This window comes from Priestia sp. 40 (assembly GCF_049368575.1).
GTDB classification, from domain to species: Bacteria; Bacillota; Bacilli; order Bacillales; family Bacillaceae_H; genus Priestia; species Priestia zanthoxyli.
Genome location: NZ_JBMPZA010000016.1, coordinates 240,861 through 258,155, shown reverse-complemented (window position 1 = coordinate 258,155; position 17,295 = coordinate 240,861). Strand labels below are relative to the sequence as shown.

General features: G+C 37.8%; 16 protein-coding genes. All 16 read left to right on the top strand.

Annotated elements, in window-relative coordinates; all coding sequences use genetic code 11:
• The first annotated feature begins 57 nt into the window (after positions 1-57).
• The 16 genes from ACO1DI_RS19735 to copZ all read left to right on the top strand — a co-directional run bounded on the left by ACO1DI_RS19735 (position 58) and on the right by copZ (position 17,282).
• Positions 58-1,341 carry a glycoside-pentoside-hexuronide (GPH):cation symporter gene (locus tag ACO1DI_RS19735; RefSeq protein WP_423145564.1) on the top strand — a complete coding sequence of 428 codons (1,284 nt, stop codon included), beginning with the start codon at positions 58-60 and terminating at the stop codon, positions 1,339-1,341.
• A gap of 102 nt (positions 1,342-1,443) precedes the next feature.
• Positions 1,444-2,457, top strand: a complete 1,014-nt coding sequence (locus tag ACO1DI_RS19730; protein ID WP_014460528.1) for a LacI family DNA-binding transcriptional regulator — start codon at positions 1,444-1,446, stop codon at positions 2,455-2,457.
• Between the two features lie 116 nt (positions 2,458-2,573).
• Positions 2,574-4,037: a tagaturonate reductase gene (locus ACO1DI_RS19725; protein ID WP_014460527.1), complete on the top strand. Its 1,464-nt coding sequence runs from the start codon at positions 2,574-2,576 to the stop codon at positions 4,035-4,037.
• Positions 4,038-4,049: 12 nt separating this feature from the next.
• Positions 4,050-5,540, top strand: coding sequence for a UxaA family hydrolase (locus ACO1DI_RS19720; protein ID WP_014460526.1), 1,491 nt, complete (start codon positions 4,050-4,052; stop codon positions 5,538-5,540).
• Positions 5,541-5,582: 42 nt separating this feature from the next.
• Positions 5,583-6,980, top strand: coding sequence for a glycoside hydrolase family 28 protein (locus tag ACO1DI_RS19715; protein ID WP_423145560.1), 1,398 nt, complete (start codon positions 5,583-5,585; stop codon positions 6,978-6,980).
• Between the two features lie 607 nt (positions 6,981-7,587).
• Positions 7,588-9,537 carry a beta-galactosidase gene (locus tag ACO1DI_RS19710; protein WP_182420696.1) on the top strand — a complete coding sequence of 650 codons (1,950 nt, stop codon included), beginning with the start codon at positions 7,588-7,590 and terminating at the stop codon, positions 9,535-9,537.
• Between the two features lie 95 nt (positions 9,538-9,632).
• Entirely contained in the window at positions 9,633-10,997 is a 1,365-nt protein-coding gene (locus ACO1DI_RS19705) for a glycoside-pentoside-hexuronide (GPH):cation symporter (protein WP_014460523.1), read from the top strand.
• Between the two features lie 117 nt (positions 10,998-11,114).
• Entirely contained in the window at positions 11,115-11,360 is a 246-nt protein-coding gene (locus tag ACO1DI_RS19700; RefSeq protein ID WP_013082790.1) for a DUF2164 domain-containing protein, read from the top strand.
• Between the two features lie 242 nt (positions 11,361-11,602).
• Positions 11,603-13,099, top strand: a complete 1,497-nt coding sequence (locus ACO1DI_RS19695; RefSeq protein ID WP_226701182.1) for a CoA transferase — start codon at positions 11,603-11,605, stop codon at positions 13,097-13,099.
• Between the two features lie 147 nt (positions 13,100-13,246).
• Positions 13,247-13,384 carry a hypothetical protein gene (locus ACO1DI_RS19690; RefSeq protein WP_182420746.1) on the top strand — a complete coding sequence of 46 codons (138 nt, stop codon included), beginning with the start codon at positions 13,247-13,249 and terminating at the stop codon, positions 13,382-13,384.
• A 121-nt stretch (positions 13,385-13,505) separates the two neighbouring features.
• Positions 13,506-13,703, top strand: coding sequence for an IDEAL domain-containing protein (locus ACO1DI_RS19685; RefSeq protein WP_013082792.1), 198 nt, complete (start codon positions 13,506-13,508; stop codon positions 13,701-13,703).
• Positions 13,704-13,929: 226 nt separating this feature from the next.
• Complete coding sequence (locus ACO1DI_RS19680; protein ID WP_014460519.1) at positions 13,930-14,349, top strand: universal stress protein; 420 nt, start codon at positions 13,930-13,932, stop codon at positions 14,347-14,349.
• Between the two features lie 201 nt (positions 14,350-14,550).
• On the top strand, positions 14,551-15,927 hold the full coding sequence (locus ACO1DI_RS19675) for a sensor histidine kinase (RefSeq protein WP_140450732.1): 1,377 nt from the start codon (positions 14,551-14,553) through the stop codon (positions 15,925-15,927).
• Position 15,928: 1 nt separating this feature from the next.
• Positions 15,929-16,609 (top strand): response regulator transcription factor, encoded by a 681-nt coding sequence (locus tag ACO1DI_RS19670; protein ID WP_243549162.1) that lies wholly within the window; start codon positions 15,929-15,931, stop codon positions 16,607-16,609.
• A gap of 119 nt (positions 16,610-16,728) precedes the next feature.
• Positions 16,729-17,061 carry a metal-sensitive transcriptional regulator gene (locus ACO1DI_RS19665; protein WP_014460516.1) on the top strand — a complete coding sequence of 111 codons (333 nt, stop codon included), beginning with the start codon at positions 16,729-16,731 and terminating at the stop codon, positions 17,059-17,061.
• 14 nt (positions 17,062-17,075) lie between these two features.
• On the top strand, positions 17,076-17,282 hold the full coding sequence (copZ, locus tag ACO1DI_RS19660; RefSeq protein WP_013056613.1) for a copper chaperone CopZ: 207 nt from the start codon (positions 17,076-17,078) through the stop codon (positions 17,280-17,282).
• The last annotated feature ends 13 nt before the right edge of the window (positions 17,283-17,295 follow it).

The following is a 17,295-nucleotide window of genomic DNA, read 5'->3' as shown; positions in this document are numbered from 1 at the left end:
TCCTGTACTTCGTTGGGTTATGCAGCCGATATTAACCCTACTTACGAAGCTGAGGGACTGCGTTTTCGCATTTATCGTGAAACGCTTTCGCGTTTTTCGTGCGCCGCTTCGGTGGCAGGCATCCCTGCCGCGGCTGCGGGAGGGATTTTTCTAGTAAGTGAGTTACTTGCGGCAGTTTGCGATCCAATTGTTGGTTCGTCCATTGATTACCGAAAAAATATAGGTGCTAAAGGGAAATTCCGGCCGTATTTACTATTCGGAAGTATGGTGTTAGCCATTTTAACCGTACTCACTTTTATTTCTCCAAATCTTTCACCGGCGGGTAAATTAATTTATGCGTACGCTTCTTATATGATTTGGGGAATTGGCTATTCATTTGTCAATATTCCATACGGATCGCTAGGCGCATCCATGACTCAAAATACTTCTGATCGCACGTCTCTTGCTGCTTTTCGTCAAACAGGATCGCTAGGTGCACTGTTTGTAACCAGCATTGCTGTTGTACCGCTCATTTTGTTATTTCCAAATGAAAAAATCGGTTATCCCATTGTCATGGGAATTATGTCGGTCATTGGAATCATCGCTTTTTATGTATGCTATCGCAATTGCAAAGAACGCATTGTCGTAAAAGAGAGTCCAAAAGAAAAATTATCAGTCAAGTCTATTTTTAAAACGTTTGTAAGTAACAAACCTCTTTTAATTTTAGTGTTTATGACGGTATTTACCATTTCAGCTTACAATATTAAATCAGCTATGCTTATTTACTTTGCACAATATAATTTAGGAAATGTTAAATTGATGGCTTACATGAACTTTATTATTATTGGTTCATCTTTTCTAGGAGTCATTATGCTGCCAAAGCTTGTTAGCCGATTTGGAAAAAAGCAAGCGGCAATGATTGGCTTAGGAATAAGTATTGCAGCGGACACAGTAAATTTCTTTATGCCTTCTAACGTCGTAATTTTTACGATTTTAGCAAGTATTGCTTTTATAGGTATCAGCATTCCCAACGGGATTACATGGGCATTTGTATCAGATATTATTGATTACGGTGAATGGAAAACAGGCGAAAGAAAAGAAGGCACAACGTATTCGCTGTTCAACTTTTCTCGAAAGCTCGCTCAGTCGCTATCCGGCTTCTTATCAGGTATTGGTTTAGGGTTAGTTGGGTATATCCCAAACGTAACACAAAAGGCAGGTACATTAGTGGGGATTAAAAGTTTGCTTTTACTGTATCCTGCTATTGCTTTATCCATTGCTGCAGTGATTATTGGCTTTATGTATAAGCTAACGGATAAGAAACACGCGGAGATTATCCAAGATATTCATGCTAGGTCTTAGTCAAAACTGTCACAACATTCACCATTTGCTTATTATTCCTACTAACTTGTGATATCCTTATAATAAAAATCGATACTGATTCATTAAAGGAAGGTAAATGAAATGGGTGTTACAATTAAGGATATTGCAAAACTAGCAAACGTATCACATACAACGGTTTCACGTGCATTAAACAATAGTCCGCTTATTAAAGAAAAAACAAAAAAGAAAATTTTAGATATTGCAAATACGCTTAACTATATTCCTGACTATCATGCGAAAAATTTAGTTCTACAAAAATCTCATACAATTGGATTGTTTTTTACGAGCATGGCAAACGGTACGTCACCAAGTTTTTTAGTGGATAGCATTAGAGGGGTAAGTAAAGTAATTGATGTTCAGTATAATTTATTTGTAAGAGGCATTGACGATTATGATGATTATACGTACATCAATAATAAACGCTTTGATGCGATTATTTTAATGAGTCAAAGCGATCGTGATAACACTTTTATATATAACGTAGTGGAGAAAGGCATCCCGTTGATTGTGCTCAACCGCCAAGTTGACGATTCATCAATTATTAATATTTTGTCTAATGACAAAGAAGGAGCTTACAAAGCCGGCGAGTATTTGATTGAATTAGGTCACAGACATATTGCAATCATAGAAGGAATAGAAGGCTTTAAATCAACTCAACAGCGTAAGGAAGGATTTCTTAACTCGTTAATTGATCATAATGTTTCCATTCGCCAAGAGTATATGATTCAAGGAAATTACGATATGCAAAGCGGATATGAAGGAATGAAAGCACTGTTAAGGTTGAAGCAACCGCCAACTGCTGTTTTTTGTTCAAATGATGATATGGCAATCGGTGCTATGAATGCCGCATTCGAGTCTGGGCTAAACGTACCGAGTGATATCTCAATTATTGGATTTGATGATATTGAATTAGCCAAATACACCACTCCTTCACTAACAACCGTTAAAAGACCAATCGAGAAAATCAGCATGACCGGAGCAGAAGCAGTTTTATCATTAATGAACAAAGATGACAAAAATATACTGCAAAATAAAGTTTTAATTAATACCGAATTAATGGTTCGCCAGTCTGTAAAGTCACGCTCATCTATGTAGCCGGTTATTTAGTATAACCGGCCCAAAAATGTTAACGTTAACATTTTTAGAATTAAAATAATATAAAAAGCTATAAAAATAACAATGTTAATGTGTGCAAAAAAGGAGATGCTAACATGAAGTTAAACCGTCAGATGCAAGCTAACACACGTATATACCCAGAAAAAGTACTGCAGTTCGGAGAAGGCGTATTTCTAAGGGGGTTTGCTGATTGGCAAATTCATCAAATGAACAAACGCACTGCATTTAAAGGCAGTATAGTAGCTGTCAATCCGAGAATCACAGGAAATGCAGGTAAATTGAATAAGCAAGACGGTTTGTTTACGGTTTCTCTTCAAGGAATTCAAGACGGCAAAGCAGTCAAAGAACATGAAGTAATTGAATCTATTAGCCGCGGTCTAAATCCATATGAAGATTATGAGGCGTATATGCAATTAGCGGAGAAAGAAGAGCTAAGATTTCTTATTTCTAATACAACAGAGGCAGGCATCGCATTTTTAGAAGAAGACCGCTTGGAACATGCACCGCAAACGAGTTTTCCTGGTAAAGTCACGGCATTTCTATATAAGCGGTTTAAAGCTTTTCAAGGAGATCCAACAAAGGGACTTATTATCCTTCCTTGTGAATTAGTGGAGCGAAACGGGGACTTGTTAAAGAAAATGGTATTGCGCTATGCCGACAAATGGAATTTAGAGAAAAAGTTTACCGAATGGATACACGAAGCAAATGCTTTTTGCTGCACGCTTGTTGACCGAATTGTGCCAGGTTATCCAAACGATAAAAATATGCTCAATGAACTGAGTTATGAAGATGAGTTTTTTGTTATCACAGAGCCATTTTACTTATGGGTTATTGAGGGACCTGAGTGGGTAAAAGAAGAGTTTCCCGCGGAAGAAGCTGGTTTACATGTGAAATTTGTGAACGACATTGCACCATATGCGCTGCAGAAAGTTAGAATTTTAAACGGTATTCATACTGCTATGATGCCTGTTGCGTATTTAGCGGAACTAAATACGGTCAGAGAAGCAGTTGAAGATGAAGTAATTGGAACGTTTATTCGAAAATGTCTGTATGAAGAAATTATTCCTTGCTTACCAGTTTCCGAAGAAGAGTCTTTGTCATTTGCTAAATCTGCATTAGAACGCTTTCAAAATCCGTTTATCCATCACGAATTAATGAGCATCTCTTTGAACAGCATGACAAAGTTTAAAACGCGAAATATCCCAACCCTTAAAGAATACGTTGAAAAGCAAGGAGCGCTGCCTGCTTTGCTTACATTCTCTCTCAGTGCCCTCATTTCTTTTTATAAAGGAAAAAGAGGGGGAGAAAAAATTGAACTATCAGATGACCCTGCAGTTCTAGAAATGTATGAGTCTCTTTGGAATACGTATGACAGTACTGAAAAAAATATCTCTTGTATTGTAAGAGAAGTGCTGGGTTGTAAACAGCATTGGGGAGAGGATTTAAATACAATTCCTAGTTTAACAAAAGCCGTAACGAGTGGAGTCTTAGTCATTGAAACTCTCGGAATGAAACAGGCAATAAAAGAAATTCTCTATGTAACCGCAACTAAACAGTAAGAGGTGAAGCATATGAAAGAAGTAATTCGTATTCATCAGGAAGATAATGTAGCAGTAGCTTTACGAGATCTTTTTGCACAAGAGAACCTTATGGTTAACGGAAAAGAAATTTCTCTAAAAGAAGAAGTGAAACGGGGCCATAAAATAGCTCTTACGCCTATTTCAGCTGGCGGCAACATTATAAAATATGGTTTTCCAATCGGGCATGCGACTCACTCTATTTCACCTGGTGAATGGGTGCATACGCATAACACAAAAACAAATTTAAATAATATTAACGAATATGAATTTCATCAAAAGTTGGCAGCTCCTAAAGAAAAAAAACAATCGCTAACGTTTAAAGGATATCGCCGCAAAAATGGAGATATTGGAATTAGAAATGAGCTCTGGATTGTCCCAACCGTAGGGTGTGTCAATGGTATAGCCGAACAAATGATTAAACAATTTCAAAAAGAAATAGGGGATATCTCGCCTTTTGAACATGTAACCGTTTTAAAACACAATTACGGATGTTCTCAGCTCGGTGATGATCACCTTAATACAAGAACCATGCTTACGAGAATGGTACAGCATCCAAATGCAGGTGGCGTACTAGTATTAGGGCTTGGATGTGAGAATAATAGCTTAACAGAATTTAAACAAGCGCTAGGTACAATTGATGAAAGCAGAGTGAAGTTTTTACAATCTCAAGACGTCGAGGATGAAGTTGAGGCAGGAGTCGCTTTGCTAAAAGAAATTCACGATGCTGCTAAAGGCGATAAAAGAGAAGATGTTGATATTTCAAGGCTGAAAGTAGGTCTTAAATGCGGTGGGTCAGATGGGTTATCTGGTATTACAGCAAATCCGCTGCTCGGCAAATTCTCCGATTGGCTCATTGCTCAAGGAGGTACAACAGTTTTAACAGAAGTACCTGAAATGTTTGGAGCAGAGACCCTGCTTATGGAAAGAGCCGTTGATGAACAAACATTTGATAAAATTGTTGATCTTGTTAATGATTTTAAAACGTACTTTCTCAATCATAAACAGCCGGTGTATGAAAACCCTTCTCCCGGTAATAAAGCAGGCGGCATTACAACGTTAGAAGATAAATCACTTGGCTGCACTCAAAAAGCAGGAACAGCACCAGTTGTAGATGTGTTAAAGTACGGAGAATGCTTACAAATTAACGGTTTAAATCTATTAAGTGCTCCTGGAAATGATTTAGTTGCCTCAACTGCTTTAGCGGCTTCAGGGTGTCATATTGTACTGTTTACAACGGGACGAGGAACGCCGTTTGGAACGTTTGTGCCCACTATAAAAATTTCTACAAACACCGCTCTTTATAACAAAAAGCCGCACTGGATTGATTTTAATGGAGGAGTACTGGTTGAAGGCGAAACGAAAGAAACTACGTTAGAAAACTTTATTGAGTACATGATCAGCGTTTCTAGCGGAGAGCTTGTAAATAATGAAAAAAATGATTTTAGAGAAATAGCCATTTTTAAAACAGGCGTTACTTTATAAATAAGTCGGTTACTAGATTGCTAAACGAAAGGAGAAAAGCTAGTGAAAAAATATGTGCTTTCTTTGTTTGTGATGACTCTTATGCTTGTTTTACCGTTTTCTGCCCAAGGGGAAGCTCTTTCAGCAAGTGAAAAAATAACAGCAGTTAAAGAACAAATTCAGCCTCCTTCATTTCCAAACCGTACGTTTAATATTAAGCGGTACGGAGCAGCAGGAGATGGAAAGTCTGATTCAACGGCTGCTTTTAAAAAAGCAATCGAAGCGGCTAACAAAGCAGGAGGAGGGCGCGTTGTTGTTCCACCAGGAACTTATGTTACCGGTGCGATTTATTTAAAAAGCAATGTAAATCTTCATGTAATGAAAAAAGCTACGATTAAGTTTAGTCAAAATCCTGACAAATACTTACCTGCTGTCTTAACAAGATGGGAAGGCGTGGAGCTATATAATTATTCACCGCTTATCTATGCTTATGATGAAAAAAATATTGCGATTACAGGAGAAGGTACGTTAGATGGACAGGGTGATAACGAACATTGGTGGCCCTGGAAAGGAAAAAAGGAGTTTGGATGGAAAGAAGGCGAGCCGAATCAACAGCAAGATCGCGATTTGCTGTTTAAAATGGCAGAAGAGAAAGTTCCTGTTAAAGAGCGCGTATTTGGTAAAGGGCACTATTTGAGACCTAGTTTTATTCAGCCTTACCACAGCAAAAATATCATGATAAAAGGCGTAACCATTTTAAATTCGCCAATGTGGCAAATCAACCCCGTCTTAAGCGAGAACATTTTAATTGATGATGTAAAAATTATAGGTCACGGTCCTAATAATGATGGAGTAGACCCTGAATCGAGTAAAAATGTGCTTATTAAAGATTCTTATTTTGACAATGGAGATGATTGTATTGCGATTAAGTCGGGGCGTAATGCAGATGGAAGAAGAATCAACGTACCAAGTGAAAATATTATTATTGAAGGAAACGAAATGAAAGATGGCCACGAGGGCGTTGTGATCGGCAGTGAAATATCAGGAAGCGTTCGGAACGTATTTGCTCAGCACAATGTTATGGACAGTCCCAATCTAGACCGGGCGCTGCGCATTAAAACAAATTCAGTTCGCGGCGGAACGATTGAAGATATCGACTTTAGCAACAATACGGTCAAAAGCGTTGGCAGTGAAGTGATTCAAATAGACATGTACTATGAAGAAGGAGACACAGGGAATTTTACGCCCGTCGTTCGTAATATCAACATAGAAAATTTGCAAAGCAACGGAGGCAAATACGGCTTATGGATTCGAGCCTATGAACGTTCTCCCGTTACAAATCTAACAATTCGCCATTCTAATTTCCAGCATGTTGCAACACCATTGTTAATGGAAAATGTAGAGAATCCTGTGTTTGAAGAGTTTTGTATAAATGGAAGCTGCATGAATACAAACCGTTAGAAGGTATGTTCACAATCAGCTGCAAGGCAGAGGTGGGACAACAGTATTTGAGCACAAGAAGTAGCCGCACAATTAATCGAGATTATTGATTAATTGTGCGGTATTTTTTATTGTGAGGGTGAACGTAGGTTTAATATATTAATAATGGTAAAAACCTGCTCTGTAATTTTTGCTATTTTATAGATAAGTCAAATGACTCCTACTAATTAATAGATAACATGTGTAAAAGAAATGACTTTTGACGATGATTTTCTTAGCAATTTATTACCTAAATGTGGATATGGAAAGTATGAGGGGAGATATATAAAAGAATCATAAAAACATTTGTCTCTGTAAGCGTTTTATTATTTGTTTTAATAAAGAGCAAAAAAAGGATGTTTTTCTCTATTTTTTTACCATTGAATATTTTGAAAAAAGTCCATAAAATAAACTTGTAAGCGTTTTATAAGATTAGAAAATATGAATGTTGAAGTTAAATAGAAATTTATTTAGTAAGAAAGAAAATGTGATTTTTTTTGCTTTTGATCACTGTTTCCGAGGATACCTTAACAGTTAGCAGCAAGTCGTGCATTTAATGAAATAAAGAAATAGATAGGAGTAGAGAAAAATGTACATCGGTGTCGATTATTACCCTGAACATTGGCCAGAGAATATGATAGAAGAAGATATCCAAGGCATTAAAGAGCTAGGATCAAACATGGTGAGAATAGGAGAGTTCGCTTGGCATCTTATGGAGCCTAAAGAAGGTGAATATGATTTTTCTTTTTTTGATAGCGTTATCAATAAGCTCAAAAAACAGAATATTGATGTTATGTTTGGTACGCCTACTGCCACTTTTCCGGCTTGGCTTGCGAAGAAGCATCCTTCTATTTTATCCAAAGATGAAAGCGGGGCGGTCAGAGCCTTTGGAGGAAGACGTCAATATTGTTTTAATTCGCCTCTTTACCGGAAGTATAGTGCTCAGATTACAGAACAACTTGTAAAGCATTACTGCTCAGAAGAAGCAATCGTAGCATGGCAAGTTGACAATGAATTTGGCCATGAAGGCAGTGACATGTGTTACTGCGAACAATGTCATAAAGAGTTTCAGCAGTTTTTAGAAAGAAAATACAAAGACATCAATGAGTTAAATGAGAAGTATGGCACTATTTTCTGGGGACAAACATATAACGAGTTTACTGAAGTGCCTATGCCTGTAAAAACAATTACGACACACAGTCCTTCGTTAAAGCTTGATTGGGCGCGCTTTCGCTCTTTTTCGTTAAACAGATATGCTCATGAACAAACAGCAATTGTGAAGAGATATAAAGGTGATCACCAGCTGTTGACAACGAACGTCTCAGGAGGCTTTTTTGATAAATGGTTTGACCATGAAGAGAATCTAGAAGTCATGGACTTTGTATCCTATGACAATTATCCGGTATGGGGCGGTCAAACAGAGCCGATTACCCCTGCTCATATTGCACTGGGACATGATTTTAATAGAGGTCTGCTACATAAAAACTTCTGGATTGTAGAGGAATTAATGGGTGCTCAAGGTCATGATGTCATCGGTTATCTACCGAGGCCTAATCAGGCAAAAATGTGGTCTTATCAAGCGTTTGCTCATGGATGCACGGACATGCTGTATTTCCGTTGGCGCGGAATGACAAGAGGAGCTGAGCAATACTGCTACGGAATTGTAGGTCATGATAATCATTATGGAAGACGCTACAAAGAAGTTCAGTCGTTATTTAGTGAAATCGTTAAGTACGAACATGTACTTGAATCTGACATTAAGTCGGATGTTGCCGTTTTATATGACTATGAAAATATATGGTCATGGCGCTTTCAGCAGCAAAGTGAAGGGTTTGACTTTACGAAAGAGCTTCTTAGAGGGTATACACCGTTTTATAAGTTGAATACACCTATTGATGTTATTCCTGCTACAAGAGATTTTTCAAGCTATAAAGTACTGGTTGTTCCAGCTTTGCAAATCATTGATGAAGAACTAGGTAAGAGATTTACTGAATTTACTGAAAGCGGAGGCGTTATCGTTTTTACGTTTAGAACCGGCATTAAAGACAAACAAAATAATATTCATTTTAAACAGACGCTCCCGGGATATGTAAAAGAAATAACAGGAATTGAAATTCATGAAGTTGAAGCACTGTCTTCTACTCAAAAAGCAGCTATTAAAGGAGTAGGACCGTATGAAGGAGAAGAATCAAGTGCGTCCGTGTGGAGAGATATTATCACGCCTGTAACAGCTGAAGTGCTGTATGAGTATGATGATCCATTCTATAATCAAGCGGCGGTAACAAAAAATCAGTTTGGTCGTGGAACCGTTTATTATGTAGGCTGTGGAATTGAAGGGCAAACGTTTGAAAAAATTGCGCTTGATATTGTAACAGAGCAGCATATTGAGCATACGGAAAGTGAAGAGGGGATTGAAGTATATCCTCGCAAGCTTGGAGAGAAAAGTTATTACTTCCTTATGAACCATACGCCAGAAGTAAAAGTATTTAAAGGTAATGTTCTGCAGCCTTATGAAAGTCGTATTATAGAAAACATGTAGTAGCAACAGGAGACTAGAATCTCATAAAGCAATGAGATTCTAGTCACTCATAATATGATATGAAAGCGTTTTATAGGAGAAGGGAGTTAGGTTATATGAGCATGGGGGTACAGTCAAAAGTTTCTCTAAAGACCGTATTATCATACGGAATGGGGAGCTTTGGAAACAATATTATTTATGCATTAACAAGTACATATTTAATGATTTTTTATACGGACAGCGTAGGATTAAATGCTGCAGCCGTAGGAACCTTATTTCTTATTGCAAGGATATGGGATGGAATTGCAGACATTATTATCGGAATGATTGTTGATAATACAGAAACGAGATTTGGTAAGTTTAGGCCATATCTTTTAATAGGCGGATTTTTTGCAGCTGTTGCTACAGTCGCGTGTTTTATTAGTCCTGATCTTTCTCATACAGGAAAATTAATTTATGCTTATATCACTTATATCGCGTGGGGAACAAGCTTTGCTATCATGGATATTCCTTATTGGTCGCTTTCAGCAACGATTACACAAGATGTAAAAGAACGAAATAAAGTAGTAGCTTTTCCTAGAACAATTGCAGCCGTAGGGTCTTTATTTGCTAGTTTATTAACTCTTCCACTAGCTCATTATTTTGGAAACTGGTTTATGCTTAGTCTTATTTATGCGTGTATCTTAATGATTACAATGATCATCACATTTTCAGGAGTAAAAGAAAACTATACCGTAAAAAGACAGGAAAAGCAGACACCAAAAGCAGTTTGGAACTTATTTATTCAAAATAGACCGTTGCGCTACCTGATTTTCTCAATGCTTTTAGTTGAAACAATTTTAACGATTCGAACTACGTTTTCTATTTATTATTTTAAATATAATTTAAATGCAGAGAACATCGCGTCTCTTTATTTAACCTTATTTTTTACCGCACAAATTGTAGGGGCGATCGCGTCTCCTTTCATTTCAAATAAATTTGGAAAGAAACGCGCAGCAATAGGGGGAATTGCGCTAAATGCTGTAGCCACTCTTACAATGTTTGTAACCGGTTTTCACGTTATGCCGGTAATGATTTTAAGCTTTTTAGCTTCTTTCGGCGGTGGAGTTAGCAACATTGCTCAAACATCTATGCTCGCTGACTGTGTAGAATACGGCGAGTGGAAAACGGGGAACCGAGCGGAAGGAATGGTGTTTTCTACGAATATTTTCAAAACAAAGGTTGCTTCAGCAGTGGGTGGAGCAGTAGGCGGGTACATCCTTTCAGCAGTAGGGTACGTGCCAAATCAAATTCAGTCACACAGCACGCTAATTTGGATTGCTTTAATCTTTACGATTATTCCGGGTATTCTCTGCTTGTTATCACTTGTCCCACTCGTAAAATATGAGTTGACGGAAAAGAGATATTTAGAAATTTTACAAGATATGAAAAAGCGCTCAGGCCGCATAAAAGAAAAACCGGCTATGAAAGTGTCTAGCTAATTCAAATCAGCACAAGCATTGTACACAAAAACAACAAGAAAAAAAGACTGCATTTTCTCAGCTCCTCTTGCTATGATGTCAGGTAGACAGATATCAATGTAAAGAGGAGTTTTGTTTATGTTTATTAATTTTTCAAAAGAAGACAAAGATAAAATGCTGAATGAAATTCAAACGTTTTTTTATAACGAACGAGATGAAGAAATAAGTGAATTTGCAGCGGAAAATGTATTAGAGTTTATTAAAGAACATATCGGTCCTCACTTTTATAACCAAGCAATTAAAGATGCGGAAGATATTATGAACCAAGTCATGCTTTCTGCAGAAGAAAATTTACACGCATTAAAAAAACCGATTGAAAAGTAGTTCAAAAAAGAAAATATGAAATAGGAAAAAAGCGTTTTATGTACAAAAACATAAAGCGCTTTTGTTTGTCTGTGAAACAAATTATTTGTTCGTATAAGAGATATATGATACATTCGTTTTAAGATAATATTAACGTTAACGTAAAGGTTACATTAAAGTATTTTGATTTAACTCGATGAGGGCATAACTTCAGCAAGCAGGGACATAATGAGGTAATTATATTAGGAAAGAAGGGACTATACGTGAGCAACATTACGAAAGATCAGCTAACAAAATCTATTGTGAAAGCAAATGAAAATCGTTTAATGGATAATCGTGATTTTGATATCTATCATGAGCTGGAAAATGTGCTTCAAGGAGTCGGCTTATCAGCAAAAGACAGCGGAGGAAGCATTACATTTTACGGAGAAGATCCGATTGTTCCTAGTACGCTGCGCCTTGCTTCAGCAGCAGCTATTGCACTAGTTGCTAAGTCAGTAGCTGTCTCAAAAATTTGGAGAATACGCGGAGGAAAAGGTCAAGATATTCATATGGATTTACGAAAAGCTATCCGAAGATTATCACCTTTTTACGATAAAAAATGGGAAAAGCTTAATGGGTATGCCCCGAGTAAAGCAAATGATCCTTATAATCCATTAGGCTTTCGCTTTTATCAAACAAAAGACGACAAATGGGTAATGCCGCTGAATCCGTATCCACGCTCTAAGCATGAAACGCTAAAGCTGTTAAATTGTATAGAAGACCCTGATGCAGTGGCAAAAGCAATTCGCGGATGGAATTCAGAAGAATTAGAAAAATCTGCAGCGGAGCGAGGAGTTATCATGCCTGTTGTGCGGACAATTGAAGAGTTTATGAATGAGTCCGTGTATGAAGAAGTAGCGCAGCTTCCTTTAATTGAAATTGAAAAGATTGGAGAAAGTGAGCCAATTCCTTTTTCCAAGAATCCTAAAACGCCGCTAGACGGTATTCGAGCATTAGGTCTTGGGCATGTTATTGCAGGAGCCGGATTTGGTAGAGCTCTCGCTTTACATGGTGCGGACGTCTTAAATATTTGGAAGCCAACGGATTGGGAGCATGATACGATTTACGCTACGTCTAATGTCGGTATGCGCTCTTCAACGCTGGATATCGGTGAAAAAGAAGGAAAAGAAAAAATGGTTGATCTTCTAAAAGAAGCCGATATCTTTTTTGCGAACCGTCGCTACGGATTTCTAGAGAGATACGGTCTAACAGCTGAAGAGTGTGCAGAACTAAAACCAGGCATCATCCACTGCACCGTTAACCTGCATGGGACGCAAGGAGACTGGGCGAAAAGAAATGGATTTGACCAGACAGCGGGAAGTGTAACGGGAGTCATGGCGTTAGAAGGATCGCCAGAAAATCCTAAGCTGCCTCCTATTGTAGTTGTCAATGATTATGCGGTTTCTTGGTTACTTGAAGTTGGTGCTTTAATGGCATTGGAAAGAAGAGCAAAAGAAGGAGGCAGCTACCGCGTGCGTGTATCATTAGATCGCGTATCTTTATGGATCTTATCAATGGGCATCTATGACAAAACATACGCTCATCAAACAGCTGGTTCGTCAGAGAAGCATGAGTACATTGCACCGGATCTCTTTACAGCCCAAACACCTTTAGGATTGTACCAAGGGCTTACAGAACAAATCGAAATGTCGGAAACTCCAGGGGAATATAAGACGGTTCTCGTTCCTCGAGGTTCTTCACGCCCAGAGTGGTTGTGATAACAAGAGGCTGAGACAAAATTATTTTAGTGGAAAGAAAATCCGAACGATGAATCGAGATTCTTGATAAAGGATCCAACTCGTTCGGATTTTTTTGTTATTGTGATGAACGTAGGTTTCATTTATGTGTGTAGGTGCTTCTAGCGGTTGATTGGAGGGCAAGGCGAAGACTCCTGCGGGCTCACCGGTCGCCCGCGGAAAGCGAAGCCTTGCACGGAAATCAACAGCGGTGTCACAAGCGGTTCAGCTCATGTATCCCATTTGTTTGTCTTTAGATTGAATTGATTTCGTTATGTCTTAATCTCGGTTCTTGGGGGTCAAATTTAAAATGAAAAATAAGAAAAAATATTTGAATAATTATATGATTTCTTATATAATAGCGAAAAGGATGAGGAGTTGACTTGTAATGGAAAACTATACGTCCCGCAAAATGACACGAGAAGAAGTAAAAGTATCAGACGCGACAGCAGCTCAACTAGTGCTAAACAAATCTCTTCGTGACTTTAAAAAAGCACAGCTTTTACTGCAAATTGATCAGTCTTTAGAAAAAAGAGATAAAGAAACTTTTTTACGTTTAACTGAAGAGTTAAAAGAAGTTTGTTAAATAACCTACTAACATAAACAATCAGCCTTTGCTTTTAGTGAGCAAAGGCTTTTTATATGGGGAAAAATGGATAAATGTTTTGTTTTTTCTGAAAGCGGTAAAAGTATAGTATGGATGATAAAGTAAAAATGAAGAAGTCTCTTACTTTATCATTTTTTGCTTTATCATCTACAGCATCTAGATGGTAATACATCACGAAAGAACAAAAAGAGAGAGGGTTCTTTATATGTATAACAAAATCTTAGTCGCCTTTGACGGTTCCGCACCTTCTATTCGCGCTCTTCAACATGCAAGTAAACTAGCTAAAAGCGTAAATGCCAATAAGCTGACAATTGTACATATTAAGGAAAGAATTCACTTGCAGCAGCCTGTTTTTAGCGTTGACTTAGATGCACTGATAGAAGAAGAAAACCGCGATATTTTATCTGAAGCTCACAATCATTTAACTCAATCAGGTATTCCATATGAGGCATACGGTTTAGAAGGCACCGCTTCAAAGAAAATTATCGAATACGCACGTGACAATCAACAAGACGTCATTGTAATAGGAAGCCGAGGAAAGGGCTTTGTGAAAGAGACCTTTTTAGGAAGTGTAAGTCACGAAGTTGCTCAATCCGCAGAATGTCCTGTTATTATTGTTAAATAAAAAGAGGCTGAGGTAAAAGTAGTTTAGTTAAAGAAAAATCCGAACGATGAATCGAGATTCTTGATGAAGAATCCAACTCGTTCGGATTTTTTTATTGGTATGGTAAACTGTCAGAGAATAATGTTATTTAATCATGTATACTTTATTCTACACAGTTTCTTCAATTATTACTTCTATAATGAAAGCAAGGGATGTGAATAAATGAATCGAATTTCTATTAAGCTTGGACTCTTGTTTTTAATGTTCATTTTACTAATTGAAGCCGCTCTCTTTTTTTACTTATATAGCGGTCTTGCCAATACACGAATTTCAGAGGAATTAGAAAGTTTGCGTTTAAGAGGAAACAGTCACCGGGAAGTATTAGAGAAGCATCATGATTCGGCTACGCTTAACCATGTTGCACTGATGGAATCTGAAGCAGAAACTGATGTTGTCATAACGGATAAAACAGGGGAAATTATCAGTTCATCTAGGCCTTTAATTCAAGGTGCAAGAAAAGCAGTAGAGAAATGGAAAGGAAAGTCTCTTACATACAAAGGTGAAATTATGCAAGGCGACTGGAAAAGCAAACCTTATATCGCCACAGCATCACCTATTAAAAAAGGCCGTCAGCAGTTTGGGACGGTTTATATGTTCAAAAACACAAATGATATTCACGAAATGATTGCGAGACTACAGCATCATTTTTACGTAGCGGGAGCTGTTTCCATTTTATTTTCGATTGTGACTATTTTTGCTCTGTCTAAATTTATAACCGCTCCTTTAATCAAGATGAAAAAAGCAACAGAGAAGCTGAGTCAAGGAGACTTGTCTGTAAAGCTGGGTGCTCATTCAAGGGATGAACTTGGCCAATTAGGAATGTCCATTCAGTCGCTAGCGAATGAGCTGCAGCGGTTACGAAAAGAGAGAAATGAATTTTTAAGCAGCATTTCACATGAACTTCAAACTCCTTTGATGTATTTAAAGGGCTATGCAGACGTAGCAAGAAGGCCTTCTAATACACCGGAAGAAAGGGATAAATATCTTGCTATTGTGGAAGAAGAAGCGGGAAGAATTTCACAGCTAGTCAAAGATTTGTTTCAGCTGGCGCAGCTGGATCAGCATACATTTTTTATTCAAAAACAAAAAGTAGAACTGGCTACGTATTTGCACACCATATGCGCGCATTTTCATTTAGCTTTAAAAGAAAAAGAGATGGAGCTGGACATAAGCTGCTCTCAAGGTCTTTATATTTCACTAGATCCTGAAAGATTTCAGCAAGTGATTATCAATTTACTTGATAACGCAATGAAATATTCAAAAGAAGGGACTAAAATCGATTTAATGGTAAAAAAATCAGCTGAATCATTGACAATAACTCTTAAAGATCAAGGAATAGGCATTCCAGAAAAAGATCTGCCTTACGTATTTGACAAGCTGTATCGAGTGGAAAAATCTCGCTCGAGAAAAAGCGGAGGTTACGGATTAGGCTTATCAATTGTAAAGGAGATTGTAGAAGCTCATGGAGGAGAAATAACCATCACAAGCGAGACGGGAAAAGGAACGACTGTAGAGATTGTATTAAGAGAGGATGGATAGGATGACAACGATTTTATTAGTCGATGATGAAGCAAGGATGCTGGATTTACTAGAACTTTATCTGCTGCCAAACGGATTCACCTGTATAAAGTTTGAAAAGGGAACTGAAGCGCTGCGCTATCTTGATGAAGGTAACAAAGCAGATTTGATGTTATTAGATATTATGATGCCAAGCAAAGATGGGTGGGAGATTTGTCAAAAAGTAAGGAAGATGTCTGATCTACCGGTCATTATGCTCACAGCCCGCAGCCAAACGTTAGATATAGTAAAGGGATTAAATATAGGGGCAGACGACTATATTACTAAACCGTTTAGCGAAGAAGAATTGGTTGCACGCATCAGCGCGGTTCTTAGACGTTCGTTAAAAGAAAAACATGAAGTCACCTACAAAGGGTTAGTATGGAGCAAGGAAGACCACGTATTACAATATAAAAATCAGCACATTCAAGTGACGCCTAAAGAGTTTGAATTGGTGGGGTTACTTCTTCAGCATTTAAATCGTGTGTTCAGCCGGGACGACTTGCTTGTGTTAGTGTGGGGATATGAGGCGGAGATTGGAGATCGTACTATTGACTCCCATGTACGAAATGTTCGGGATAAGCTTAGAAAAGCGGGTTTTCCTGTAGACGAATACCTGCAAACCGTATGGGGAATAGGCTATAAGTGGGTTGATGTTAGTTGAAAATGATATAAGCATAGCTATCGAAATTGGTGAAAAGATAAAGTAAGCAGAAGCGAGCTTTTCTCTTTACATAGGGTAGGGGGGTATAGTATGATGAAGTTATGAAGGGAGGATGTTAGATGGTCGAAGCGAATCACATGAATAGTGAAGAAAAATGTTGTACGATAAATAGTGAAAGAAAAAGTCACCATTCTCCAGAAGTGAAAAAAAATCTAACAAGCCGATTAAATCGAATTGAAGGACAAATTCGAGGAATTAAAGGATTAATTGAAAAAGATACGTATTGTGACGACGTGATTACTCAAATCGCAGCTGCGCAGTCTGCTTTAAATAGTGTAAGTAAAATTTTGCTTGAAGGTCACTTGAAGCATTGCATTGTAGAACGTGTGCAAGCTGGTGATGAAGAAGTAGTGGATGAATTATTAACAACCATTAAACGATTAATGAAATAAAGGAGATGCTAGAAATGGAAAACGTAACATTATCAGTAAAAGGAATGTCTTGCGGTCATTGTGTCAAAGCTGTTGAAGGCGGCGTAGGGGAACTTAATGGCGTTAAAAGCGTAGAAGTAAGCTTAGAAGATGCAAAAGTAACGGTTGCATTTGATCCAAGTCAAGTAACGGTCGAAGATATTAAAGAGGCTATTGATGACCAAGGTTATGACGTAGCATAAACAGCATCGCGTG